Genomic DNA, 23,252 nt, shown 5'->3' with positions numbered 1-23,252 from the left:
GTTACTTGATGATCTTCGTAACGCGGCCGGCACCCACCGTGCGGCCACCCTCGCGAATCGCGAAGCGGAGGTTCTCCTCCATCGCGATGGGCTGGATGAGCTGCACGCTCATGCTGGTGTTGTCGCCCGGCATGACCATCTCGGTGCCCTCGGGCAGCGTGACGACACCGGTAACATCCGTGGTGCGGAAGTAGAACTGCGGACGGTAGTTCTGGAAGAACGGGGTGTGCCGGCCACCCTCCTCCTTGGAGAGGATGTAGACGGTCGCCTCGAACTCGGTGTGCGGGGTGTTGCTGCCCGGCTTCACCACGACCATGCCGCGCTCGACGTCCTCGCGCTTGATACCACGCAGGAGCAGACCGACGTTCTCGCCGGCGCGCGCCTCGTCGAGGATCTTGCGGAACATCTCGATCGCCGTGCAGGTGGTCTTCATCGACTTGGCCTTGATGCCAACGATCTCGACCTCCTCGTTCGGCTTGAGGATGCCACGCTCGACGCGGCCGGTGACGACCGTGCCACGACCGGTGATGGTGAAGACGTCCTCGACGGGCATGAGGAACGGCTTCTCGGTCTCACGCTCGGGCTGCGGGATCGCGGTGTCGACCGCGGTCATCAGCTCCATGAGCGCGTCGGACCACTTCGCGTCGCCCTCGAGCGCCTTGAGTGCCGAGACGCGCACCACCGGAGCGTCGTCGCCCGGGAACTCCTGGCTCGACAGCAGCTCACGAACCTCGAGCTCGACGAGCTCGAGGAGCTCCTCGTCGTCGACCATGTCGCTCTTGTTGAGCGCCACGACGATGTACGGCACACCGACCTGGCGGGCCAGCAGCACGTGCTCACGGGTCTGCGGCATCGGGCCGTCGGTCGCCGCCACCACCAGGATCGCGCCGTCCATCTGCGCGGCACCGGTGATCATGTTCTTGATGTAGTCGGCGTGACCCGGGCAGTCCACGTGGGCGTAGTGCCGGTTCTCGGTCTGGTACTCGACGTGCGCGATCGAGATCGTGATGCCGCGGGCCTTCTCCTCCGGCGCCTTGTCGATCTCGTCGAACGGCGTGTACGGGTTCACGTCCGGGTACCGGTCGTGCAGCACCTTGGTAATGGCCGCCGTCAGCGTCGTCTTACCGTGGTCGATGTGACCGATGGTGCCGATGTTGACGTGCGGCTTAGTCCGCTCGAACTTCGCCTTCGCCACTGGTGTCCTCCTGTGGACTTCTTGGTTCGCGGTGCGCCGACGCTGGAAGCGCCGACGCACCCTGTCGACTTGGGTCTGGCGGCTGAAGCCTTCAGGCCCGCTGACACAGCCTCACGGCCAACTACCGGGAACTACTCCCCGGTCGCCTTCGCGATGATCTCCTTCGCCACGTTCGTGGGAACTTCGGCGTAAGAGTCGAACTGCATCGAGTAGCTCGCCCGGCCCTGGGTCTTCGACCGCAGGTCGCCGACGTAGCCGAACATTTCCGACAACGGCACCGTGGCGCGGACGACGCGGGCACCGCCGCGCTCCTCCATCGCCTGGATGGTGCCCCGCCGGGAGTTGAGGTCGCCGATGACGTCACCCATGTTTTCTTCCGGGGTGGTCACCTCGACGGCCATCAACGGCTCGAGGAGCGCCGGGCTGGCCTTGCGGGCCGCGTCCTTCAGCACCATCGAACCAGCGATCTTGAAGGCCATTTCCGAGGAGTCGACCTCGTGGTACTGGCCGTCCAGCAGCGTCACCTTGAGGCCGACCAGCGGGAAGCCGGCAAGCACGCCGTACTGCATGGCGTCCTGGACACCGGCGTCGACCGAAGGGATGAACTCCCTCGGGATACGACCACCGGTGACCGCGTTGACGAACTCGTAGGTCGGGCCGTCGGCGCTCTGCTCCAGCGGCTCGAGCTTGATGATCACCCGCGCGTACTGGCCGGAGCCACCCGTCTGCTTCTTGTGGGTGTACTCCACCTTCTCCGCGACGGACCGCACCGTCTCGCGGTAGGCCACCTGCGGCTTGCCGATGTTCGCCTCGACGTTGAACTCGCGCCGCATGCGGTCGACAAGGATGTCGAGGTGCAGCTCGCCCATGCCGGCGATGACCGTCTGCCCGGTCTCCTCATCGTTCTTGACGCGGAAGGTCGGGTCCTCCTCGGCCAGGCGCTGGATGGCGGTGCCCAGCTTCTCCTGGTCGGCCTTCGTCTTGGGCTCGATCGCCACCTCGATGACCGGCTCCGGGAAGGTCATCGACTCGAGGATGACCGGGTTCGCCGGGTCGCACAGCGTGTCGCCGGTGGTCGTCTGCTTGAGACCCTGCACGGCGATGATGTCGCCGGCGGCGGCGCTGCTGCGCTCCTCACGCTTGTTCGCGTGCATCTGGTAGATCTTGCCGATCCGCTCCTTGCGGTCCTTGGTGGAGTTGACCACCTGGGAGCCGGACTCGAGCGAACCGGAGTAGATGCGCACGTACGTGAGCTTGCCGAGGTGCTTGTCGGTCTGGATCTTGAAGGCCAGGCCGGAGAACGGCTCGCCGACCGACGGCTTGCGCTGCAACGGCGTCTCGCCGTCCGTCGCGAAGCCCTCGATCGCCGGGATGTCCTGCGGAGAGGGCAGGAAGTCGACGACGGCGTCGAGCATGGGCTGGACGCCCTTGTTCTTGAACGCCGAGCCGCAGACGACCGGGTTGATCTTGCCGGCGATGGTGGCCCGGCGGATCGCGTCCTTGAGGTCCTGGACGCCGATCTCGTCGCCGTCGAGGTAACGGACCATGATGTCGTCGTCGGCCTCGGACAGCGTCTCAAGGAGCTTCTCCCGCCACTCGTTGGCCTGGTCGACCAGGTCGGCGGGCACCTCCTCGACCGCGTAGTCGTCACCCTTCTGGGTCTCGCCACGCCAGGTCAGCGCGCGCATGCCCAGCAGGTCGACGACGCCGATGTGGTCACCCTCGAGCCCGATCGGAATCTGCAGCACCAGCGGGGTGGCGTTGAGCCGGTCGATCATCATCTGGACGCAGCGGAAGAAGTCGGCACCCGTGCGGTCCAGCTTGTTGACGAAGCACATGCGCGGGACGTTGTACTTGTCCGCCTGCCGCCAGACGTTCTCGGTCTGCGGCTCAACGCCGGCGACGCCGTCGTAGACCGCCACCGCGCCGTCGAGGACGCGCAGCGACCGCTCGACCTCGACCGTGAAGTCGACGTGGCCGGGCGTGTCGATGATCTGGATCGTGTGGCCCTTCCACTCGCACTTGGTGGCGGCGGAGGTGATGGTGATGCCGCGCTCCTGCTCCTGCTCCATCCAGTCCATGACCGCCGCGCCCTCGTGGACCTCGCCGATCTTGTACGTGATGCCGGTGTAGAAGAGGATGCGCTCAGTCGTCGTCGTCTTACCGGCGTCGATGTGCGCCATGATGCCGATGTTGCGGACCTTGGCGAGGGCGGCGTCTGCGGCAGCCACTACAAATCCCTACTTCGTCTCGTCGGAGTCTGATCGCTGGGGAGCGTCCGCTTACCAGCGGTAGTGCGCGAAGGCCTTGTTGGACTCCGCCATCTTGTGGGTGTCTTCGCGACGCTTGACCGCGGCACCGAGACCGTTGCTGGCGTCGAGCAGCTCGTTCATGAGCCGCTCGACGATGGTCTTCTCGCGGCGGGCGCGGGAGTAGGTGACGAGCCAGCGCAGGCCCAGCGTCGTCGCCCGCGGAGGGCGCACCTCGACCGGCACCTGATAGGTCGCGCCACCGACGCGGCGGCTGCGGACCTCGAGGGTCGGCTTGACGTTGTCCATCGCGCGCTTGAGCGTCACCACGGGGTCGGTGCCGGTCTTCTCGCGGGCGCCCTCGAGAGCGCTGTAGACGATGCGCTCGGCGAGCTGACGCTTGCCCTCGACCAGGATCTTGTTGATCAGCTGGGTCACGAGCAGGGAGTTGTAGACCGGGTCCGCCACGAGCGGCCGGCGCGGCGCGGGGCCTTTACGCGGCATGTCAGCTCTTCTCCTTCTTCGCGCCGTAACGGCTGCGAGCCTGCTTGCGGTTGCGAACACCCTGGGTGTCCAGCGAGCCACGGATGATCTTGTAGCGAACGCCGGGAAGGTCCTTCACACGGCCGCCACGGACCAGCACCATCGAGTGCTCCTGAAGGTTGTGACCGACACCGGGGATGTAGGCCGTCACCTCGATACCGTTGCTCAGCTTCACACGGGCCACCTTGCGCAGCGCCGAGTTGGGCTTCTTCGGCGTGGTGGTGTACACACGCGTGCAGACGCCCCGCCGCTGCGGGCTGCTCTTAAGCGCCGGCGTCTTGGTCTTGCTCAGCTTCGCCTGGCGGCCCTTGCGGACCAGCTGCTGGATCGTAGGCACTGGGCCTGCCTCTCCCTTCGGCCTCCCGGCCGCACGTCTTCTCTTCTGTATGCCCGGCGTGACCGGCACCCGCGGTCGGGCGTGTCGCCCGGTCCGCGACCCGGCCCGTTGAATCCCAGCCCGGGGTTGTGGTCCGCACCCACCCTCACTCCCGCGGAGCGGGTCCGATGTGGGCGCACGCACGAGTTGCCCGACAAAGCCGGGCACGAGGGGAAAGAGTACCCACCGTGAGGACGCTGGTCAAAATCGTCCGGGACGCCTGCTGACGGAACACTCTTCATACCAAGAGTACCTGGTCGCCGATCCAAGTGTCCGGGGGGCTCCATTTCGGCCCCACGGGCCGGCTCGCCATCGGCTCACGCCACCAGGAACGCCACAATCAGCGCGAGGAAGGCCAGTCCGGCGCCGACCGCGCCGAGCACGATTCCGGTGACCGCCATCCCCTTGCCGGTGACGACCTCCCCGGAGGCGCGGCGGATCCGGCGGGTGCCATACAGACCCAAACCGATCGCGCCGCCACCGAGAAAGACACCCAACACGGTGAACGCGCCGACCGCCGCCAGGCCCTGGGCCCCCGCGAGGCAGATGGCGAACAGCGCGACCAGGGTCGACCCGATGCCGGCGACCAGCGCGCCGATGGCCTGGCCGCTAGGGACCGACTGGACCGTCGGGTAGGCAACGCCAAACGGCGTGCCCTGCACGAGGTCGACCCGCACGGCCGGCACGATCGGCGGCGGGGGCGCGGGGACACCGTGGGGACGTGGGGGCGGGGCCGGATAGCCCGGCGGCGCGTACTGCGGCTGAGGGTACTGCGGCGGCTGCTGCTGGGGATGCTGCGGATACTGCGGGGCACCCGGATAGGACATCAGTTCACCGTCGAGTCGAAGTCGGTGCCACGGTGCCGCGCGTAGTGAAGCAGCCCGATGATCGCCAACACGACGAGACCGGCGATGGCGAGCACGATGCCGGTCCAGGCCAGCCGCACGCCGCTGCGCATCCGCCGGGAGCCGAGCAGGAAGCCTTCGGCGGCGACCAGCTCCCGCTGCGACTCCCTCGCCATGAGCAGCGCGAGCGTCGCCGGGATCACCCCGCCGAGAAACGGCCCGGTGACCACGGAGAGCAGGCCCAGCCCGAACACGGCCGAGGCCTTCGTCGCGCGGACCGGATCAGGGTCCAGCGGGTGCCGGGTCGAGGACGTCACGTCACGACTGTATCCGGTGCACGAAGAAGGGGCGGAGACACGTGGTCTCCGCCCCTTCTCGGGCTTTGCCTCAGGCCTAGCGGAACGAGCCCAGGTCGAAGTCGTCCAGCGGAACGGCCTGGCCGCTCGCGGGCCCGAAGCCGTAGTCGGCCTCCGGGTAGCCCGTCATCGAGTAGACCTTGGCCTTCGCCTCCTCGGTCGGCTCGACCCGGATGCTGCGGTACTTGCTGATGCCCGTACCGGCCGGGATGAGCTTGCCGATGATGACGTTCTCCTTCAGACCGATCAGCGAGTCGCTGCGCGCGTGGATCGCCGCGTCGGTCAGCACCCGGGTCGTCTCCTGGAACGAGGCCGCGGACAGCCACGACTCCGTCGCCAGCGACGCCTTGGTGATACCCATCAGGACCGGGCGGCCGGCCGCCGGCTCGCCGCCCTCGGCGACGACGCGGCGGTTCTCCGCCTCGAACATCGCGCGGTCCACGAGCACGCCCGGCAGGAACTCGGTCGAGCCGGAGTCGATGACCGTCACCCGCTTGAGCATCTGGCGGATGATGATCTCGATGTGCTTGTCGTGGATGAGCACACCCTGCGAGCGGTACACCTCCTGGACCTCGGAGGTCAGGTGGACCTGGACCGCCCGGGGACCCATGATGCGCAGCAGCTCGTGCGGGTCGATCGTGCCCTCGGTGAGCTTCTCGCCGACCTCGACGTGCTCGCCGTCCTGGATGCGCAGCTTGACGCGCCGGCTGAGCTTGTCGTGGACGATCTCGTCGCTGCCGTCGTCCGGCACGATGATGATCTTCCGCATGCGCTCGCCGTCCTCGATGCGCACGCGGCCGGGGGTGTCGGCGATGGGCGCCTTGCCCTTCGGCACGCGGGCCTCGAAGATCTCCTGCACACGGGGCAGACCCTGGGTGATGTCCTCACCCGCGACGCCACCGGTGTGGAAGGTACGCATCGTCAGCTGCGTGCCCGGCTCACCGATCGACTGGGCGGCGATGATGCCGACCGCCTCGCCGACGTCGACGGTCTTGCCCGTGGGCAGCGACCGGCCGTAGCAGGCGCCGCAGACGCCCAGCTTCGACTCGCAGGTGAGCACGCTGCGGACCCGGACGTTCTCCACGCCCGCGGCGACCAGCAGGTCGACCACGATCGAGTTGATGTCCGTGCCCCGCTCGGCGACGATCCGGCCGTCCTTGTCCCGCACGTCGTCGGCGAGGGTGCGCGCGTGCACGCCCGTCTCCGCGTGCTGGTGGATGCGCAGCACGCCGTCGAGCACCTCGCCGACCGCCATCGGGATGGCGCGGTCGGTGCCGCAGTCTTCCTCGCGGATGATGACGTCCTGCGAGACGTCGACCAGACGACGGGTCAGGTAACCCGAGTCGGCGGTCCGCAGCGCGGTGTCGGCCAGACCCTTGCGGGCACCGTGGGTGGAGATGAAGTACTCCAGCACGGACAGACCCTCCCGGTAGCTGGCCTTGATCGGCCGCGGGATGATCTCGCCCTTCGGGTTGGCCACCAGGCCACGGATCGCGGCGATCTGGCGGAGCTGGAGGAGGTTACCGCGGGCACCCGAGTTGATCATCTTCCACAGCGGGTTTTCGCGCGGCAGCGCGCTCTCCATCTCCTTGGCCACCTCGCCGGTCGCCTTGGTCCAGATCTCGATGAGCTCGCCGCGGCGCTCCTCGGCGGTCATGAGACCACGCTGGTACTGCTTGTCGATCCGCTCGGCCTCCTTCTCGTAGCGCTCGAGGATCTCGCGCTTACGAGGCGGCTGGATGACGTCCTCCATGCCGATGGTGACGCCGGACCAGGTGGCCCAGTGGAAGCCGGCCAGCTTGAGCGCGTCCAGGGTCGCCGCGAGGGAGACCTTCGGGAACCGCTCGGCGAGGTCGTTGACGATCGCCGAGAGCTGACCCTTGCGGATCTCGTAGTTCACGAAGCGGTACCCCACGGGCAGCGTCTCGTTGAACAGCACGCGCCCGAGCGTCGTCTCGACGGTCACCGTCTCGCCCGGCTGCCAGCCCTCCGGCGCCTCCCACGGCGCGTCGCCCGCGCCGTTGTCGACCCCGACGACGCCCTTCAGGCGGATCTTCACCGGCGCCTGCAGGTGCAGCTCGCCGTTGTCGAACGCCATCCGCGCCTCGGCGTCGGAGCTGAAGGTCCGCCCCTCGCCGATCAGGTTCTTCTGGACGTGCGTGAGGTGGTACAGGCCGATGACCATGTCCTGGGTCGGCATGGTGACCGGCTTGCCGTCGGCCGGCTTGAGGATGTTGTTGCTGGACAGCATGAGGATGCGGGCCTCGGCCTGCGCCTCCGAGGACAGCGGCACGTGCACGGCCATCTGGTCGCCGTCGAAGTCGGCGTTGAAGGCGGTGCAGACCAGCGGGTGGATCTGGATGGCCTTGCCCTCGACCAGCTGCGGCTCGAAGGCCTGGATGCCCAGGCGGTGCAGGGTCGGCGCGCGGTTGAGCAGCACCGGGTGCTCCGCGATGACCTCCTCCAGCACGTCCCACACGACCGGCCGCTGACGCTCGACCATGCGCTTGGCCGACTTGATGTTCTGCGCGTGGTTGAGGTCCACCAGGCGCTTCATCACGAACGGCTTGAACAGCTCCAGGGCCATCTGCTTGGGCAGGCCGCACTGGTGCAGCTTGAGCTGCGGGCCGACGACGATGACCGAACGGCCGGAGTAGTCGACGCGCTTGCCGAGCAGGTTCTGACGGAACCGGCCCTGCTTGCCCTTGAGCATGTCGGACAGCGACTTCAGCGGCCGGTTACCCGGGCCGGTGACCGGACGGCCGCGGCGACCGTTGTCGAACAGCGCGTCGACGGCCTCCTGCAGCATCCGCTTCTCGTTGTTGACGATGATCTCCGGGGCACCCAGGTCGATCAGGCGCTTGAGCCGGTTGTTCCGGTTGATCACCCGCCGGTACAGGTCGTTGAGGTCACTGGTGGCGAACCGGCCACCGTCGAGCTGCACCATCGGGCGCAGGTCCGGCGGGATGACCGGGACGCAGTCCAGCACCATGCCCAGCGGCGAGTTGGCGGTGTTCAGGAACGCCGCGACGACCTTGAGCCGCTTGAGCGCCCGGATCTTGCGCTGACCCTTGCCGCTGCGGATGGTCTCGCGCAGCAGCTCGGCCTCGTCGTCCAGGTCGAGGTTCTCCAGCAGGGCCTTGATCGCCTCGGCGCCCATGGCGCCGGAGAAGTACTCACCGAACCGGTCGCGCAGCTCGCGGTAGAGCAGCTCGTCGGTGATGAGGTTCTTGCGATCCAGCTTGCGGAACGTGTCCATGACCTCGTCGAGGCGGTCGATCTCCCGCTGCGCGCGGTCGCGGATCTGCCGCATCTCGCGCTCGCCGGCCTCCTTGACCTTGCGGCGCACGTCGGCCTTGGCACCCTCGGCCTCGAGCTCGGCCAGGTCCTGCTCCAGCTTGGCGGCGCGCTTCTCGATCTCGGAGTCGCGGGCGTTCTCCGCCTGCCGCTTCTCCGCCGACACCTCGTTCTCGAGGGTGGCGAGGTCGCGGTGGCGGGCCTCCTTGTCGACGCTGGTGATCACGTACGACGCGAAGTAGATGATCTTCTCGAGATCCTTCGGGGCCAGGTCGAGCAGATACCCGAGCCGGCTGGGCACGCCCTTGAAGTACCAGATGTGCGTGACCGGCGCGGCGAGCTCGATGTGGCCCATACGCTCGCGGCGGACCTTCGCCCGGGTCACCTCGACGCCGCAGCGCTCGCAGATGATGCCCTTGAAGCGGACACGCTTGTACTTACCGCAGTAGCACTCCCAGTCGCGGGTCGGGCCGAAGATCTTCTCGCAGAAGAGGCCGTCCTTCTCCGGCTTCAGGGTGCGGTAGTTGATCGTCTCGGGCTTCTTGACCTCGCCGTGCGACCACTGCCGGATGTCGTCGGCCGTGGCCAGGCCGATGCGGAGCTCGTCGAAGTAGTTGACGTCGAGCACTTCGTCTATGTCCTCACGATTCAGTTGCTCGGGTAATTGCTAGGTCGCCTGGGCGGCGCCCCCGCAGGGACGCCGCCGGCGAATCAGACTTCCTCGACGCTGCTCGGCTCACGCCGCGAGAGGTCGATGCCCAACTCCTCGGCCGCGCGGAACACCTCGTCGTCCGTCTCGCGCATCTCGAGGGCCACGCCGTCGCTGGAGAGCACCTCGACATTCAGGCACAGCGACTGCAGCTCCTTGAGGAGCACCTTGAAGGACTCCGGGATGCCCGGCTCCGGGATGTTCTCGCCCTTGACGATCGCCTCGTAGACCTTGACGCGTCCGAGGACGTCGTCGGACTTGATCGTCAGCAGCTCCTGCAGCGCGTAGGCCGCGCCGTAGGCCTGCATCGCCCAGCACTCCATCTCACCGAAGCGCTGGCCACCGAACTGCGCCTTACCACCCAGCGGCTGCTGCGTGATCATGGAGTAGGGCCCGGTGGAGCGAGCGTGGATCTTGTCGTCGACCAGGTGGTTGAGCTTCAGGATGTAGATGTAGCCAACCGCGATCGGGTCCGGCAGCGGCTCGCCGGAGCGGCCGTCGAACAGGCGCGCCTTGCCACTCGCCCCGATCAGCTGGTTACCGTCCCGGTTGGGCAGCGTGCTGCTCAGCAGGCCGGCGATCTCCTCCTCCTTGGCGCCGTCGAAGACCGGGGTCGCCACGTTGGTGTCCGGCTCGGACTCCCCCGCGTTGATGGCCTTCAGCGCCCTCTTCCACTCGGCGTCGTCGCCGTCGATCTTCCAGCCCGTCTTGGCGACCCATCCGAGGTGGGTCTCCAGCACCTGGCCGATGTTCATACGGCTGGGCACACCGAGCGGGTTGAGCACGATGTCGACGGGCGTGCCGTCCTCGAGGAACGGCATGTCCTCAACCGGAAGGATCTTGGAGATGACACCCTTGTTGCCGTGACGGCCGGCGAGCTTGTCGCCGTCCTGGATCTTCCGCTTCTGGGCGACGTAGACGCGCACCAGCTCGTTCACGCCCGGGGACAGCTCGTCGCCGTCCTCGCGGCTGAACGTCCGTACGCCGATGACCGTGCCGGTCTCGCCGTGCGGCACCTTGAGGCTGGTGTCGCGCACCTCGCGAGCCTTCTCGCCGAAGATCGCGCGCAGCAGCCGCTCCTCCGGGGTCAGCTCGGTCTCGCCCTTGGGCGTGACCTTGCCGACCAGGATGTCGCCGGTGACGACCTCGGCGCCGATCCGGATGATCCCCCGCTCGTCGAGGTCGGCGAGCATCTCCTCGCTGACGTTCGGGATGTCGCGGGTGATCTCCTCCGGCCCCAGTTTGGTGTCGCGGGCGTCGACCTCGTGCTCCTCGATGTGGATCGAGGTGAGGACGTCGTTCTGCACCAGCTTCTGGGACAGGATGATCGCGTCTTCGTAGTTGTGCCCCTCCCAGGGCATGAAGGCCACGAGCAGGTTGCGCCCGAGTGCCATCTCGCCCTCGTCGGTGCACGGGCCGTCGGCGATGACCTGCCCCGCCTCGACCCGGTCGCCCTCGAAGATCACCGGCTTCTGGTTGACGCAGGAGCCCGAGTTGGAGCGGCGGAACTTGTGCAGCAGGTAGGTCCGGCGGTGGCCGTCGTCCTGGTGGATGGTGACGTAGTCGGCGCACATGTCCTCGACGACACCGCCGACCTCGGCCACGACCACGTCACCGGCGTCGACCGCGGCACGGTACTCCATGCCGGTGCCGACGAGCGGCGACTCGGCCTTGACCAGCGGCACGGCCTGGCGCTGCATGTTGGCGCCCATCAGTGCCCGGTTGGCGTCGTCGTGCTCGAGGAACGGGATCATCGCGGTGGCGACCGAGGTCATCTGCCGCGGCGACACGTCCATGTAGTCGACCTGGTCGGCGGGGACGTTGTCGACCTCACCGCCCTTCCGGCGGACCAGGATCCGGTCCTCGGCGAAGTTGCCGTCGCTCTTCAGCGGGGCGTTGGCCTGCGCCTTGACGAACCGGTCCTCCTCGTCCGCGGTCAGGTAGTCGATCTGGTCGGTCACCCGGCCGTCGACAACCTTGCGGTAGGGGGTCTCCACGAAGCCGAACGGGTTGACCCGCGCGAACGTCGAGAGCGCGCCGATGAGGCCGATGTTGGGGCCCTCGGGGGTCTCGATCGGACACATGCGGCCGTAGTGCGACGGGTGCACGTCACGGACCTCGAAGCCGGCCCGCTCACGCGACAGACCACCCGGGCCGAGCGCGCTCAGCCGGCGCCGGTGGGTCAGCCCCGCCAGCGGGTTGGTCTGGTCCATGAACTGGGACAGCTGCGACGTGCCGAAGAACTCCTTGATCGCCGCCACGACCGGGCGGATGTTGATCAGGGTCTGCGGCGTGATCGCCTCGACGTCCTGCGTCGTCATGCGCTCGCGCACGACGCGCTCCATCCGGGACAGGCCGACACGGACCTGGTTCTGGATGAGCTCGCCGACCGTGCGCAGGCGCCGGTTGCCGAAGTGGTCGATGTCGTCGGCCTCGTAGCCCTCTTCGCCCGTGTGCAGGCGGCAGAGGTACTCGACCGTGGCGACGATGTCGTCCTCGGTCAGCACGCCCTGGTTGATCGGCACGCCGAGCTCGAGCTTCTTGTTGAACTTGTATCGACCGACCTTGGCGACGTCATACCGCTTCGGGTTGAAGAACAGGTTGTCCAGCAGGTTCTGCGCGTTCTCCCGCGTCGGCGGCTCACCCGGCCGCAGCTTGCGGTAGATGTCCAGCAACGCCTCGTCCTGGCCGGCGATGTGGTCCTTCTCGAGCGTGGTCATCATGAGCTCGGACCAGCCGAACTTCTCACGGATGCGCTCGGCGGACCAGCCGATGGCCTTGAGCAGGACGGAGACGGCCTGCCGGCGCTTGCGGTCGATGCGCACACCGACGGTGTCGCGCTTGTCGATGTCGAACTCCAGCCAGGCACCCCGGCTCGGGATGACCTTGACGCTGGTGAGGTCGCGGTCGGAGGTCTTGTCCGGCTGCTTGTCGAAATACACGCCCGGGGAGCGGACGAGCTGGCTCACCACGACGCGCTCGGTGCCGTTGATGATGAACGTGCCCTTGGGCGTCATCATGGGGAAGTCACCCATGAACACCGTCTGGCTCTTGATCTCGCCAGTGGTGTGGTTGGTGAACTCCGCGGTCACGAACAGCGGGGCGCAGTAGGTGAGGTCCTTCTCCTTGCACTCCTCGATCGGGGCCTTGACCTCGTCGAAGCGCGGCGCGGAGAACGACAGTGACATCGTGCCGGAGAAGTCCTCAATAGGACTGATCTCATCGAGGATCTCCGCGAGCCCTGAACGGGCGTGCTGATCACCGGCCGTGCGGCTCTGCCAATTCTCGTTGCCAACCAGCCAGTCGAACGAGTCGGTTTGGATGGCAAGGAGGTTGGGAACCTCAAGGTGTTCGGTGATCCTGCCGAAGGAGACCCGGCGGGGAGCGTAAGCGCTCGAACTGGTCTTCGCAGGGCGGGAAGCTGCCAAGATGCGTCCTTCCGAGGACCGGTGTTGCAGACAGGCCGTTTCGCGTGCAGCCTGACGACCTCCGATGTGGAGGAGCCCACGATGGGACCTCTCACGCCAGAGGTGAAGTCAGAAGACAGCGCAAACTAGCAGTGTAGCCGAAGGGCTAACCGCTGTCCAGCGGACTCGTGCACGATGTTTTCAACGACCTTTCGCGAAGATCGTTTCTCCACCGGCCGAGCCGCTCGCGTCGGTCGTGGCCTGCGGCTCTCCGGTTGATGCGCCCAGAACCGGACCCAAGAAGGGTCGGGGCACATCGGTCGTCCGCTCGGCCGCCGCGTCCGCGGAAGGCAGTGCCTGATTAGCGTGCCTGGCCGTCGGTCATCGCGTCAAGGGTTCCCACGCGCGTCGAGGCAGCGTGACAGATATCTCGCACCCCAACCACTAAGTGTTGTGGTCGGCCCCCCTAGATCTTGGGTCCTTACAGGTTGCAAACGAAAAGGCGGCCGCCGGACATCCGGCGGCCGCCCACGTCGCGAGGCGCGAACTTACTTGAGGGTGACCTTGGCGCCCTCGGCCTCAAGCTTCGCCTTGGCCTTGTCGGCGTTCTCCTTGTTGGCCTTCTCCAGGACGGCCTTCGGAGCGGCCTCGACCAGGTCCTTGGCCTCCTTGAGGCCCAGGCCGGTCAGCTCGCGCACGACTTTGATGACCTGGATCTTCTTGCCGCCGTCACCCTCGAGGATGACGTCGAACTCGCTCTGCTCTTCCTTCTCCTCGGCCGGCGCGGCGGCGCCGCCGACCGCGGCGACCGCGACCGGGGCGGCGGCGGTGACCTGGAAGACGTCCTCGAACTGCTTCACGAACTCGGAGAGCTCGATCAGCGTCATCTCCTTGAACGCGTCGAGGAGTTCGTCGTTGCTCAGCTTCGCCATGGTGGCGTTTCCTCTCGAAAGTTTGGTTGGGGAGGCGGGCCGTGACTACTCGGCCGCGCCGCCTGCTTCCTGCGCGCGCTTGTCTGCCAGAGCCTGGACGGTCCGGGCCGCCTTCGACAGCGGGGCCTGGAACAGCGCCGCGGCCTTGCTCAGGTTGCCCTTCATGGCGCCGGCCAGCTTCGCCAGCAGCACCTCGCGGGACTCCAGGTCGGCCAGGCGGCGGACCTCGTCCGCGTTGATGGCCTTGCCCTCGAACACGCCGCCCTTGATGATCAGCAGCGGGTGCGCCTTCGCGAAATCGCGAAGGCCCTTGGCCGCCTCGACCGGGTCGCCGCCGACGAAGGCGAGCGCGGTAGGACCGGTGAACAAATCGTCGAGCCCGGTGATGCCCGCGTCCGTCGCGGCACGCTTCGCGAGCGTGTTCTTCGCGACGGCGTACGTGGTCTCGCGGCCCAGGCTGCGGCGCAGGGTCTTGAGCTGCGCCACGGTGAGGCCGCGGTACTCGGTCAGCACGGTGGCCGTCGAGCCACGGAACTGCTCGGTGAGCTCCGCGACAGCGGTGGCCTTGTCGTCTCGAACCGGCTTGTCCGCCATGTCCCTCCCTTCTCGTTGCTTCGGGGTGCTGGTCGGCCCCCGGCAATGAAAAACGCCCCGGCGCAGGGGCGCACGGAGCGGAGAGGCGGCACACGGCGGCGCCGACGTTCACACTGCTGTCCGGCCCTGCGCGGGTCGCCCGCATTGCGGCGGGACCTTCGATGTCCACTCACGCGGACATGACCAGCGGTCTTCGGGTTTCCGATCCATTATGCACGGCCGGCATGTGGCCAACAAATCACGCCCGGGTGCGGCGCAGCGCCGCGTAGGCCGCGACGGCCGCCGCGGTCCAGGCCAGTCCCCAGGCGGTCGCCCCGGCGAGCGCCGGCAGGTGGGCGGCGCCGACGGTGGCGCGGGCCGTGGTCATCACCGGCGGGGCCAGCCACGGCACCGGGAAGCTCTTGAGGCCGAGCACGATCGCGAAGACCACGCCGGAGAGCAGCACGGCAAGGCCGCGGGCCGCCTGGGTGGTCACCGCCCGGCTGGACAGCGCCCCGAGCGCCACTGCCGGCAGCAGGAGCAGCAGGTGGGCCCACACGCCCAACGCGATGCCGGTCGACAGCGGCGGGTCGCCGGCCCGCGGGGTGGTCACCCCGCCGAGCACCCACGGCAGGAGCAGCGCGACGAGCACCACGGGCAGGCCGGCAAGCACCGCGGCGCCCAGGCCGGCGGCCGTCTCCCGCCCGGCGCCGCCGACCGCGACCACGCCGAGGCGTCGCTGCACGTCCGGCTCGACGTCGAGCAGGACCTTCGTCTGCCAGGCGAGCACGACGAAGAGGATCGCGGCGGAGACCCCGTAGGCCTCGCCTGCCTGCGCCTGGCCGCCGCCGTAGAGGACCGAGAGGACGACCAGCGCGGCCAGCAGAGGGGCCGCGGCCCGGCCGGTGCGGACGAAGCCGGCCAGCCGCATGCGGATCAACGCGATCATGACAGGGGCACCTCGTCGCGTACCGTCAGGATTTCGAAGCCCGCGGAGCGCAGCCGGCTGACCGCGTCCGGCGCCTCGGCCGCGTCGACCGCGAGCTCGATCACCTTCTTGCGGGCCGGCCGGTCCCCGGCATGCACCTCACCGTCGCGGACCTGCCAGCGGCGCGCGCCGGGCAGCCGGGCGACCTCGCCGAGGTGGTCGCTGACCAGCACCGAGCCGCCGCGCCCGACGACCTCGGCGACGATGGCCGGCACCTGCTCGCGGGTCTGCGCGTCGAGGCCCTCCCACGGCTCGTCGAGGACCAGCAGGCCCGGCGGCGCGAGCAGGGCCTGGACGAGCCCCACCTTCTGGGCCGAGCCCTTCGACAGCCGGTTGAGCCGGACGTCGAGGAAGTTTTCGAGGTGCAGCCGGCGCGCCCACCGCTCGATGTCCGCGGTGCCGTCGCGGCCGCGGATGGCCGCCATGTGTTTCAGGTGGGTACGGGCGGTGAAGGGCTGATCCGCGGGAAAGCGCTCGGGGACCCAGCCGACCACGGCGGGCCGGCCACTGATCACGCCCCGCCCGGGGCGCAGGACGCCGGCCGCGAGCTGCAGCAGCGTGGATTTGCCGGAACCGTTCGGCCCGGCCACGACGGCCGTCTCGCCCGGTTCGAGGGTCAGGTCGACGCCGCGGAGCGTCCAGGCTGCGCGACGGCTGTAGCGGAACCACACGTCCTGCAAACGCACCGGGACAGCGTGCCACAGACACGCTGTCCCGGGTGATCCCGCTTTGCTGGGAGTTCGGTGTTACTCCGCGGCGGCGGTGACGCTGTCGTCCTCGAGGAGGTTGCGCGTCTTGTTCGGGTCGACCGGGATGCCCGGGCCCATGGTGGTGGTGATGAAGACCTTCTTGAGGTACTTGCCCTTGGACGCCGAGGGCTTGGCCCGGTTGACCTCGTCGAGCACCGCGGCGTAGTTCTCGACCAGCTGCTCCTCGGAGAAGCTCGCCTTGCCGATGATCAGGTGCAGGTTCGAGTGCTTGTCGACGCGATAGGTGATCTTGCCACCCTTGATCTCGTTGACCGCCTTGGTGACGTCCATGGTCACCGTGCCCGTCTTCGGGTTCGGCATCAGGCCGCGCGGGCCCAGGATCCGCGCGATCCGGCCGATCTTGGCCATCTGGTCGGGCGTGGCGATCGCCGCGTCGAAGTCCAGCCAGCCTTCCTGGATCCGGGCGACGAGCTCATCGGTGCCGACCGCGTCCGCGCCGGCGGCCTCGGCCTCGGCAGCCTTCGCGCCCTGCGCGAAGACGATGACGCGGGCCGTCTTGCCGGTGCCGTGCGGCAGGTTGACCGTGCCCCGGACCATCTGGTCGGCCTTGCGCGGGTCGACGCCCAGGCGCATGGCCACCTCGACGGTGGGGTCGAACTTCACGGTCGACGTCTGCTTCGCGAGGCGGATTGCGGCCTTGGGGCTGTACAGCGCGTTGCGGTCGACCAGGTCGACGACCTTGCGGTAGTTCTTGCCGTGCTGCGACATGTCGCTCTGTTCTCCTGTGGTCTCAGTGCGGACGCCGTTCGGGCGTCCTCCCACTCGATGACGGTGTTTCAGTCCTTGACGACGATGCCCATGGAGCGGGCGGTGCCGGCGATGATCTTCTCGGCCTGCTCGACATCGTTCGCGTTGAGATCGGCCATCTTCTTCTCGGCGACCTCACGCAGCTGGGCCTTGGTGATCGAGCCGACCTTGTCCCGCTGCGGGACGCCGGAGCCCTTGGGCACGCTGGCGGCCTTGAGCAGCAGGCGGGCGGCGGGCGGCGTCTTGAGGATGAACGTGAAGGTGCGGTCCTCGTAGACGCTGATCTGCGCCGGGATGATGTCACCGCGCATGGACTCCGTCTGGGCGTTGTACGCCTTGACGAACTCCATGATGTTCACACCGTGCTGACCGAGGGCGGGACCGACCGGCGGAGCCGGTGTGGCCTGGCCGCCCGGCAACTGAAGCGTGAAGGTCTTGACGAGCTTCTTCTTCGGAGGCATGGCTGCTTTCGTCTTCCTGGGCTGGAATCGGTTCGTGCTATTTCCACGCACGCATGAGCGCCCGGCATCTCGGGCCGGACGCTCTAGCGTACCGCAGTGGAATTAGATCTTCGTGACCTGGTTGAAGTTGAGCTCGACCGGGGTCTCGCGACCGAAGATCGAGACCAGCACCTTGAGCTTCTGCTGGTCAGCGTTGATCTCGCTGATGGTCGCCTGCAGCGAGGCAAAGGCGCCGTCGGTGACGGTGACCGAGTCACCGACCTCGAAGTCAAGGACCTTGACCTCGGGCTTGCCGGGCTTCTTGCCCTCCTGCTGCACGACGGGCGCCAGCCACTTGAGCACCTCGTCGAGGGAGAGCGGCGCCGGGCGGTCGGCACGGTCGGTCGCCCCGACGAACCCGGTGACGCCCGGCGTGTTGCGCACGCAGGAATACGACTCCGGGGTGAGCTCCATCCGGACCAGGATGTAGCCGGGGAAGACCTTGTTCTGCACCTGGGTGCGCTTGCCGTTCTTGATCTCGACCTCATCACGAGTCGGGACCTCGACCTGGTAGATGAACTCTTCCATGTCGAGGCTCGTGATCCGGGTCTCGAGATTGGTCTTGACCTTGTTCTCGTAGCCGGCGTAGGAGTGCACCACGTACCAGTCGCCGGGCGCGAAGCGCAGTGCGGCACGCAGCTCGGCGACGGGGTCCTCGGCGTCGGACGCCACCGTCGGGGTGGCGGCCGTCATCACCGTCGACGCTTCCTCGTGCTCCTCGTCGTCGGTACCGGGCGTCTCGTCGAATTCCTGCACGCTGCTCACTTCCGTCTGTCTGTCTTCGCCGGCGCCCGGTTCGGACCGGCGGTCGCCATAGCGGCCAATCGTCGCCTCGCTGGTCGGCGTCGCCGCCCGCCTCTCCGGCGGGCAGCGGCCGGCCCTTACTGGTCGACGCTGCCGTTGCCGAAGGTCCAGAGGACGAGCTTCGCGAAGCCGAAGTCGAGGCCGCCGACGATCGCCAGCATGACGATCACGAACACCACCACGACGACCGTGTAGGTGCTCAGCTCCTTGCGGGTCGGCCAGATAACCTTACGCAGCTCGCCGACGACCTCGCGGATGAAGTTGATGAGCCGCACGAAGATGTTGTTCGAGCCGCCCTCTTTGACCTTGGTCTTCTTGCCGTCCTTGACCTTGGTGTCCTTGGCACGGCCGTTCTTGCTCGCGGTCTCAACGGCGTCGTCGTCCGCAGTGTCGAGGTTGTCCAGCTCGTCGGCGAACTCTTCCTCGATGGCGGCGTCCTCGGCGCTGAGCTCCTCTTCACGGCGATCGTCGGCGGGGTCGGTCCCGCGTCGCCTGCGTTCGGCCACTTTCGCCCTCTTCCGTGATCTCGCGAGTGCTCGGTCCGTGTCGGCCGGCAGCAAGACCCCGGGCCTTCGCGACCCATCGACCACCGGTTCGTGCCCGATCATCGGGCCACCGGCAGGAGCCGGCGGCACGCGATCGGACCAACCGTGACCGCTGCGGTCGCCGCCCCGACCTCATCGGTCGGGACCACTAGACCCAGGTCAGGCCTTCGGCGCAGGGGCGACAGGACTCGAACCTGCAACCTGCGGTTTTGGAGACCGCTGCGCTACCAATTGCGCCACACCCCTTCGTGAAGAGGGCAACCTTGAGTTGCTCACCCCACGGCGGACCAGTGTACGGGTTGAGGCCGGGATATCCCAACCACCCCCCTCCTACTGATGACGAACGAGGGCCTTCGCGGCCCCCAGGATCTTCTCGCCCTGGCAGGTCGCCGTCACGTCGATCTGCACGAGGCCGTCGTCAAAGATCTTCTTCACTGCGCCGATCACCACGATCTCGGTGCCCTTGTCGTCGTCGGGCACCACTACCGGGTTGGCGAATCGGGTGGAGAATTCCACGATCGAGGCGGTGTCGCCCACCCAGCGGGCGACGGCCTGAGTGGCCAGGCCCATGGTGAGCATGCCGTGAGCGATGACGCCGGGCAGGCCGACGGTGGTGGCCTGCCGGTCGCTCCAGTGGATCGGGTTGAAGTCGCCGGACGCGCCCGCGTAGCGCACCAGGTCGGCGCGGGTGACCCGGAACGTCTGGGCCGGGAACTCGGTGCCTGGCTGCATCTCAGCCCTCCCCACGGATCACGAGCCGGGTCCAGATCGTCACGACGGGCTCGCCTTCGACGGTGGCCACCTCGTGCCGGGTGGTCAGGAAGGCGTGGCCGGCCCGGCTGCTGATCTCCTCGACCGTCATGACCGTGATCAGGTGGTCGCCGGCGACGATCGGGCGCTCGTAACGGAACGTCTGGCCGCCGTGCACCACCCGGCTGTAGTCCATGCCGAAGGCGGGATCGTCGACGAGTTGCTGACCGGCGTTCTGACTCAGGATGATCGCGAACGTGGGCGGCGCGATCACGTCGCTGTAGCCCTTGGCCCGGGCCTCGGCGAGATCGCGGTGCACGGGGTCGGTGGCGCAGACCGCGTCGGCGAACTCGCGGATCTTCTCCCTGCCCACCTCGTAGGGCGGGGTCGGCGGGTACACCCGGCCCATGTACGACTGATCCAGCGGCATGGGATGGAACTTACCCGTAACGCGCCGATGCCCCGGCCTGAGGCCGGGGCATCGGGTTGTTTTTGGGACGACTACCGGGTCTCGCGGTGGACGGTGTGCTTGCCGTCGCGCGGGCAGAACTTCTTCAGCTCGATGCGGTCCGGGTCGTTGCGCCGGTTCTTCTTCGTGATGTAATTGCGCTCTTTGCACTCCGTGCACGCCAGCGTGATCTTCGGACGAACGTCGGTCGCCTTGGCCATGGCGAAGTGCCTTCCTTCAGAACGTTCTTGTGGGACGGATACAGATCCAGCGAACCAGCATAGCGGCTCACGCAGATGGACGCCCAATCGGGCGTCCTGTGGTGCGTTCTGTAGCGGTGGCCGGACTTGAACCGGCGACACAGCGATTATGAGCCGCTTGCTCTGCCATCTGAGCTACACCGCCGCGGCGGACTCGATGTCTCAAGCCCGGTCTCGAGCCCCCTTACGGAATCGAACCGTAGACCTTCTCCTTACCATGGAGACGCTCTGCCGACTGAGCTAAGGGGGCGCTTTGCATGCGTTCCCGCACACGCGCTCGCTAAGCGTACACGGCCCCCGGCCGGGCACGAAATCGACTTACCCAATTCCGGTCTTCTCCCAGCTCACGGCGGATTCTTGTCCCGCGTGACACCGCTCGCCGGGGGCTACGGGACGGCGCGCAGCCAGCGGACCTCGCCCGCCGGCGCCTCGGCCGGGTCGGCGGCCGTCTGGACCTGCAGCCAGGACTCGAAGCGCTCGTGCGGCAGCGGCCGGCTGAACAGGAAACCCTGCCCCATGTCGCAGCGCATGTCCTCGAGCAGCCCGAGGGTCAGCTCGCTCTCCACGCCCTCGGCGACGACATCGAGCCCGAAGTTGCGCGCCATGTCCACGATCGTGCGCACGATCGCCAGGTCGCTCGGCGACGTCGCCATGCCCTGCACGAACGTCCGGTCGATCTTGACCTCCTGCACCGGCAGCCGGCTGAGGTCGGCGAACGCCGAGCGTCCGACGCCGAAGTCGTCGACTGAGAGCCGGATGCCGAGATCGCGGAGCCGGTGCAGCGTCGGCAACGCACGCCCGACGGCCAGCAGCCGATCGTCCTCGGCTATCTCCAGGATCAGCCGGTCGGCCGGGACACCGTGCCCGTCGAGCAGCTCGGCGATCTGCAGCGGCAGGTCCGCGTCGCCGAGGGTCCGGGCGGACAGATTGACCGCTACGGCGAGCGGCCGCCCGGCGTCGGCCCATTCCCGGGCCCGCCGGATACCCTCGCGCAGGACCACGCTGTTGAGCCGGGCCAGCTGGCCGGTGTGCTCCGCCACGGCGACGAAGTCGGGCGGGGCGACCTGGCCGTGCACGGGGTGCTCCCACCGTGCGAGGCACTCGACCCCGACCAGCCGCCGGTCGGTGAGCGCGACCTTGGGCTGGAAGTACACCTCGAGCTCGCCGTTGGTGAGCGCGGTCCGCAGGTCGGCCGCGAGCCCGACGCGCCGCACGGCCCGCGACTGCAGCCCGGCGTTGAACACCTGCACGACGCCCCGCGACTTGGCCGCGTGCGTGGCCACGTGCGCGCGCTGCAGCAGCACCTCGGCGTCGTCGCCGTGCTCCGGGTAGATCGACACCCCGACGTTGGCGTCGACATCGACCGTGAGCGACTCGATCACCATCGGATCGCTGAGCCCACTGCGCAGCGTCCCGGCGACGGCGACGGCCGCCTCGACGCCGGCGGTGCGCAGCTCGATCGCGAACTCGTCGTCGCCGACGCGCGCCACCAGGGCACCCTGCGGGGCGAGGTTCTGCAGCCGCCGGGCCACCTCGACCAGAACCTTGTCACCGGCCGTGTGCCCGAGCGAGTCGTTGACCTGGCGCAGCGCCATGACGTCGAAGAGCAGCACGGCCACGACCTCGCGCGCCCCGCGGCCGCTCATCGCCTCGCCCAGCGCCTCGAGCATCCGCCGGCGGTTGGCCAGCCCGGTGAGGGCGTCGTGGTTGGCGTCGTACTGGAGCCGGTCGACGAGCCGGCTGTTCTCCACGGCGACGCCGGTGTGGGCGGCGATGGTCTCGATCAGCTGGACGTCTTCGGGGCCGAAGGCAGCGCGGTCAAGGAGCCGGCCGGCCACTTCCAGGGTGCCGACGGTGACGCCGCCGGAGCTCAGCGGGACCACGATGATGTCCTTGACGCGGGCCTGCTGCAGCGCCGCGCGCAGCTCGGGCGCCCCGGTCTTCGGCCCGGCGGTGACGGTGCAGCCGGTCCGCATCGCCAGCTCGCGGAAGTGGTCGGGCGTCGGCGCGGCGTCGAGCAGCCCGGGATAGTCGAACCGGGCCGAGAGCAGGATCTCCTCGTGCCGGTTCTGCGGCGGCAGCCAGAGCGTCGCCGAGTCGGCCACCAGCAGGGCGCGGACGCGGCCGAGGAGCACGTCCGGCAGCGTGCCGTCGTGATTGGTGCTGGCGATGTCGCGGGTGAGCGCATACATCTCGGTGAGGGTCTTGTGCTGGCGCAGAAACCGCGCGTAGGCGCGGTTGCCGATGCCCAGGACCACGGCGAGCATGACGAGCAGCAGGAGCGACCACGGGCCGGCATCCAGCGTCAGCAGCATGACCAGGCCGAGGACGATGTTGACGCCCATCACGGCGTGGCCCGGCACGGCGATGCGCAGGAACTGGGGCAGCTGCATCGCACCGTGCATCAGGGCCATGACCCCGGACAGCGAAGCGAGACTCACGAAGTTGCTGGCGACGATCGCCAGCCCGAGAACGACCCAGGTGCGCGGGTCGGTCGGCGAGCCCAGCCCTGCCACGAAGATGACGACATTGGCCGCCGCGACCGACGCCACCTGGCTCGCCGCGTTGAAGGCCGCCTTGTGAGGGCCCAGCCGCACACTGAACACGTTCCAGATCAGCCCGGCCACGACCCGAACCGTGATCGTGAGCACCGGCGAGAGGTAGAACAACGACAGCAGCACCGGGACGTCGTTCATCCAGATGCTCAGGCCTTGACGGCGGATGTCGAGGCGCAACTCCATGTGCGACGCGAGAGCGGCGAACAGCAGCAGCGCCGGAGCGTATTCGATGTTGTAGGAGATCGGCCGGGCGTGCCCGGAGAGCAGCACGGGCAGTGACAGCAGGATGCCGAGCGCGAACAGCGGGCCGGTGATCAGCCAGGCAGACTTGTCGGCGCGAACGATGGGCGCCTTCGGTGCGGGCACGTGCTCCCCAATCACACGAAGTGGTGGGCCCTGA

Annotated in this window: 20 protein-coding genes and 3 tRNA genes; all 23 read right to left on the bottom strand. The window is 68.1% G+C overall.

The window, feature by feature from the left end; genetic code table 11:
- Position 1 precedes the first annotated feature (1 nt).
- Positions 2–1,195 (bottom strand): elongation factor Tu, encoded by a 1,194-nt coding sequence (gene tuf / locus ABT297_RS01620; protein ID WP_350543381.1) that lies wholly within the window; start codon positions 1,193–1,195, stop codon positions 2–4.
- Positions 1,196–1,326: 131 nt separating this feature from the next.
- Positions 1,327–3,426 (bottom strand): elongation factor G, encoded by a 2,100-nt coding sequence (gene fusA / locus ABT297_RS01615; RefSeq protein WP_350543378.1) that lies wholly within the window; start codon positions 3,424–3,426, stop codon positions 1,327–1,329.
- A 51-nt stretch (positions 3,427–3,477) separates the two neighbouring features.
- The gene (rpsG, locus tag ABT297_RS01610; RefSeq protein WP_350543376.1) at positions 3,478–3,948 is read right to left on the bottom strand and encodes a 30S ribosomal protein S7; all 471 of its coding nucleotides are present in this window, start codon (positions 3,946–3,948) and stop codon (positions 3,478–3,480) included.
- Between the two features lies 1 nt (position 3,949).
- Positions 3,950–4,324: a 30S ribosomal protein S12 gene (gene rpsL, locus ABT297_RS01605; RefSeq protein ID WP_350543374.1), complete on the bottom strand. Its 375-nt coding sequence runs from the start codon at positions 4,322–4,324 to the stop codon at positions 3,950–3,952.
- Positions 4,325–4,680: 356 nt separating this feature from the next.
- On the bottom strand, positions 4,681–5,190 hold the full coding sequence (locus tag ABT297_RS01600) for a hypothetical protein (RefSeq protein ID WP_350543372.1): 510 nt from the start codon (positions 5,188–5,190) through the stop codon (positions 4,681–4,683).
- Complete coding sequence (locus ABT297_RS01595) at positions 5,190–5,525, bottom strand: hypothetical protein (RefSeq protein WP_350543370.1); 336 nt, start codon at positions 5,523–5,525, stop codon at positions 5,190–5,192. Before ABT297_RS01595 ends, ABT297_RS01600 begins: the two co-directional genes overlap by 1 nt.
- Before the next feature lie 76 nt (positions 5,526–5,601).
- Positions 5,602–9,489 (bottom strand): DNA-directed RNA polymerase subunit beta', encoded by a 3,888-nt coding sequence (locus ABT297_RS01590; RefSeq protein ID WP_350543368.1) that lies wholly within the window; start codon positions 9,487–9,489, stop codon positions 5,602–5,604.
- 83 nt (positions 9,490–9,572) lie between these two features.
- Positions 9,573–12,998: a DNA-directed RNA polymerase subunit beta gene (rpoB, locus tag ABT297_RS01585; RefSeq protein ID WP_350543366.1), complete on the bottom strand. Its 3,426-nt coding sequence runs from the start codon at positions 12,996–12,998 to the stop codon at positions 9,573–9,575.
- A 527-nt stretch (positions 12,999–13,525) separates the two neighbouring features.
- Positions 13,526–13,909, bottom strand: coding sequence for a 50S ribosomal protein L7/L12 (rplL, locus tag ABT297_RS01580; protein WP_350543364.1), 384 nt, complete (start codon positions 13,907–13,909; stop codon positions 13,526–13,528).
- Positions 13,910–13,954: 45 nt separating this feature from the next.
- Positions 13,955–14,503, bottom strand: coding sequence for a 50S ribosomal protein L10 (rplJ, locus tag ABT297_RS01575; protein WP_350543362.1), 549 nt, complete (start codon positions 14,501–14,503; stop codon positions 13,955–13,957).
- 238 nt (positions 14,504–14,741) lie between these two features.
- Entirely contained in the window at positions 14,742–15,431 is a 690-nt protein-coding gene (locus tag ABT297_RS01570) for a hypothetical protein (RefSeq protein ID WP_350543360.1), read from the bottom strand.
- Positions 15,428–16,156, bottom strand: coding sequence for an ATP-binding cassette domain-containing protein (locus tag ABT297_RS01565; RefSeq protein ID WP_350543358.1), 729 nt, complete (start codon positions 16,154–16,156; stop codon positions 15,428–15,430). The genes ABT297_RS01570 and ABT297_RS01565 overlap by 4 nt, the downstream gene beginning before the upstream one ends.
- A 60-nt stretch (positions 16,157–16,216) precedes the next feature.
- Positions 16,217–16,948: a 50S ribosomal protein L1 gene (gene rplA / locus ABT297_RS01560; RefSeq protein WP_350543356.1), complete on the bottom strand. Its 732-nt coding sequence runs from the start codon at positions 16,946–16,948 to the stop codon at positions 16,217–16,219.
- Between the two features lie 68 nt (positions 16,949–17,016).
- Positions 17,017–17,448, bottom strand: a complete 432-nt coding sequence (rplK, locus tag ABT297_RS01555) for a 50S ribosomal protein L11 (protein ID WP_350543354.1) — start codon at positions 17,446–17,448, stop codon at positions 17,017–17,019.
- Positions 17,449–17,550: 102 nt separating this feature from the next.
- On the bottom strand, positions 17,551–18,183 hold the full coding sequence (gene nusG, locus ABT297_RS01550) for a transcription termination/antitermination protein NusG (protein ID WP_502885471.1): 633 nt from the start codon (positions 18,181–18,183) through the stop codon (positions 17,551–17,553).
- Positions 18,184–18,368: 185 nt separating this feature from the next.
- Entirely contained in the window at positions 18,369–18,797 is a 429-nt protein-coding gene (gene secE, locus ABT297_RS01545) for a preprotein translocase subunit SecE (RefSeq protein ID WP_350543352.1), read from the bottom strand.
- A 212-nt stretch (positions 18,798–19,009) separates the two neighbouring features.
- A tRNA-Trp gene (locus tag ABT297_RS01540) sits at positions 19,010–19,082 on the bottom strand.
- Positions 19,083–19,166: 84 nt separating this feature from the next.
- Positions 19,167–19,568, bottom strand: coding sequence for a MaoC family dehydratase (locus ABT297_RS01535; protein ID WP_350543350.1), 402 nt, complete (start codon positions 19,566–19,568; stop codon positions 19,167–19,169).
- A 1-nt stretch (position 19,569) separates the two neighbouring features.
- Positions 19,570–20,016, bottom strand: coding sequence for an FAS1-like dehydratase domain-containing protein (locus tag ABT297_RS01530; protein WP_350543348.1), 447 nt, complete (start codon positions 20,014–20,016; stop codon positions 19,570–19,572).
- Between the two features lie 71 nt (positions 20,017–20,087).
- A complete protein-coding gene (gene rpmG / locus ABT297_RS01525; protein WP_033357682.1) occupies positions 20,088–20,255 on the bottom strand; it encodes a 50S ribosomal protein L33 in 168 nt (55 codons plus the stop codon).
- Positions 20,256–20,366: 111 nt separating this feature from the next.
- Positions 20,367–20,439, bottom strand: a tRNA-Met gene (locus tag ABT297_RS01520).
- A gap of 32 nt (positions 20,440–20,471) precedes the next feature.
- A tRNA-Thr gene (locus ABT297_RS01515) sits at positions 20,472–20,544 on the bottom strand.
- A 136-nt stretch (positions 20,545–20,680) separates the two neighbouring features.
- Complete coding sequence (locus ABT297_RS01510) at positions 20,681–23,218, bottom strand: putative bifunctional diguanylate cyclase/phosphodiesterase (RefSeq protein WP_350543345.1); 2,538 nt, start codon at positions 23,216–23,218, stop codon at positions 20,681–20,683.
- Between the last annotated feature and the right edge of the window lie 34 nt (positions 23,219–23,252).

It is taken from the genome of Dactylosporangium sp. NPDC000555 (genome assembly GCF_040300025.1).
GTDB lineage: Bacteria > Actinomycetota > Actinomycetes > Mycobacteriales > Micromonosporaceae > Dactylosporangium.
The sequence above is the reverse complement of the archived record's forward strand: the minus strand, read 5'-3'. Positions and strand labels throughout refer to the sequence as shown.

What these genes read in the sequence shown, in the direction of transcription:
- rpsG (WP_350543376.1), bottom strand. Translation starts at nt 3,948, where the DNA reads ATGCCGCGTAAAGGCCCCGCGCCGCGCCGGCCGCTCGTGGCGGACCCG.
- ABT297_RS01600 (WP_350543372.1), bottom strand. Translation starts at nt 5,190, where the DNA reads ATGTCCTATCCGGGTGCCCCGCAGTATCCGCAGCATCCCCAGCAGCAG.
- rplL (WP_350543364.1), bottom strand. Translation starts at nt 13,909, where the DNA reads ATGGCGAAGCTGAGCAACGACGAACTCCTCGACGCGTTCAAGGAGATG.
- rplJ (WP_350543362.1), bottom strand. Translation starts at nt 14,503, where the DNA reads ATGGCGGACAAGCCGGTTCGAGACGACAAGGCCACCGCTGTCGCGGAG.
- ABT297_RS01570 (WP_350543360.1), bottom strand. Translation starts at nt 15,431, where the DNA reads ATGATCGCGTTGATCCGCATGCGGCTGGCCGGCTTCGTCCGCACCGGC.
- rplA (WP_350543356.1), bottom strand. Translation starts at nt 16,948, where the DNA reads ATGTCGCAGCACGGCAAGAACTACCGCAAGGTCGTCGACCTGGTCGAC.
- rplK (WP_350543354.1), bottom strand. Translation starts at nt 17,448, where the DNA reads ATGCCTCCGAAGAAGAAGCTCGTCAAGACCTTCACGCTTCAGTTGCCG.
- ABT297_RS01535 (WP_350543350.1), bottom strand. Translation starts at nt 19,568, where the DNA reads ATGCAGCCAGGCACCGAGTTCCCGGCCCAGACGTTCCGGGTCACCCGC.
- ABT297_RS01530 (WP_350543348.1), bottom strand. Translation starts at nt 20,016, where the DNA reads ATGCCGCTGGATCAGTCGTACATGGGCCGGGTGTACCCGCCGACCCCG.
- rpmG (WP_033357682.1), bottom strand. Translation starts at nt 20,255, where the DNA reads ATGGCCAAGGCGACCGACGTTCGTCCGAAGATCACGCTGGCGTGCACG.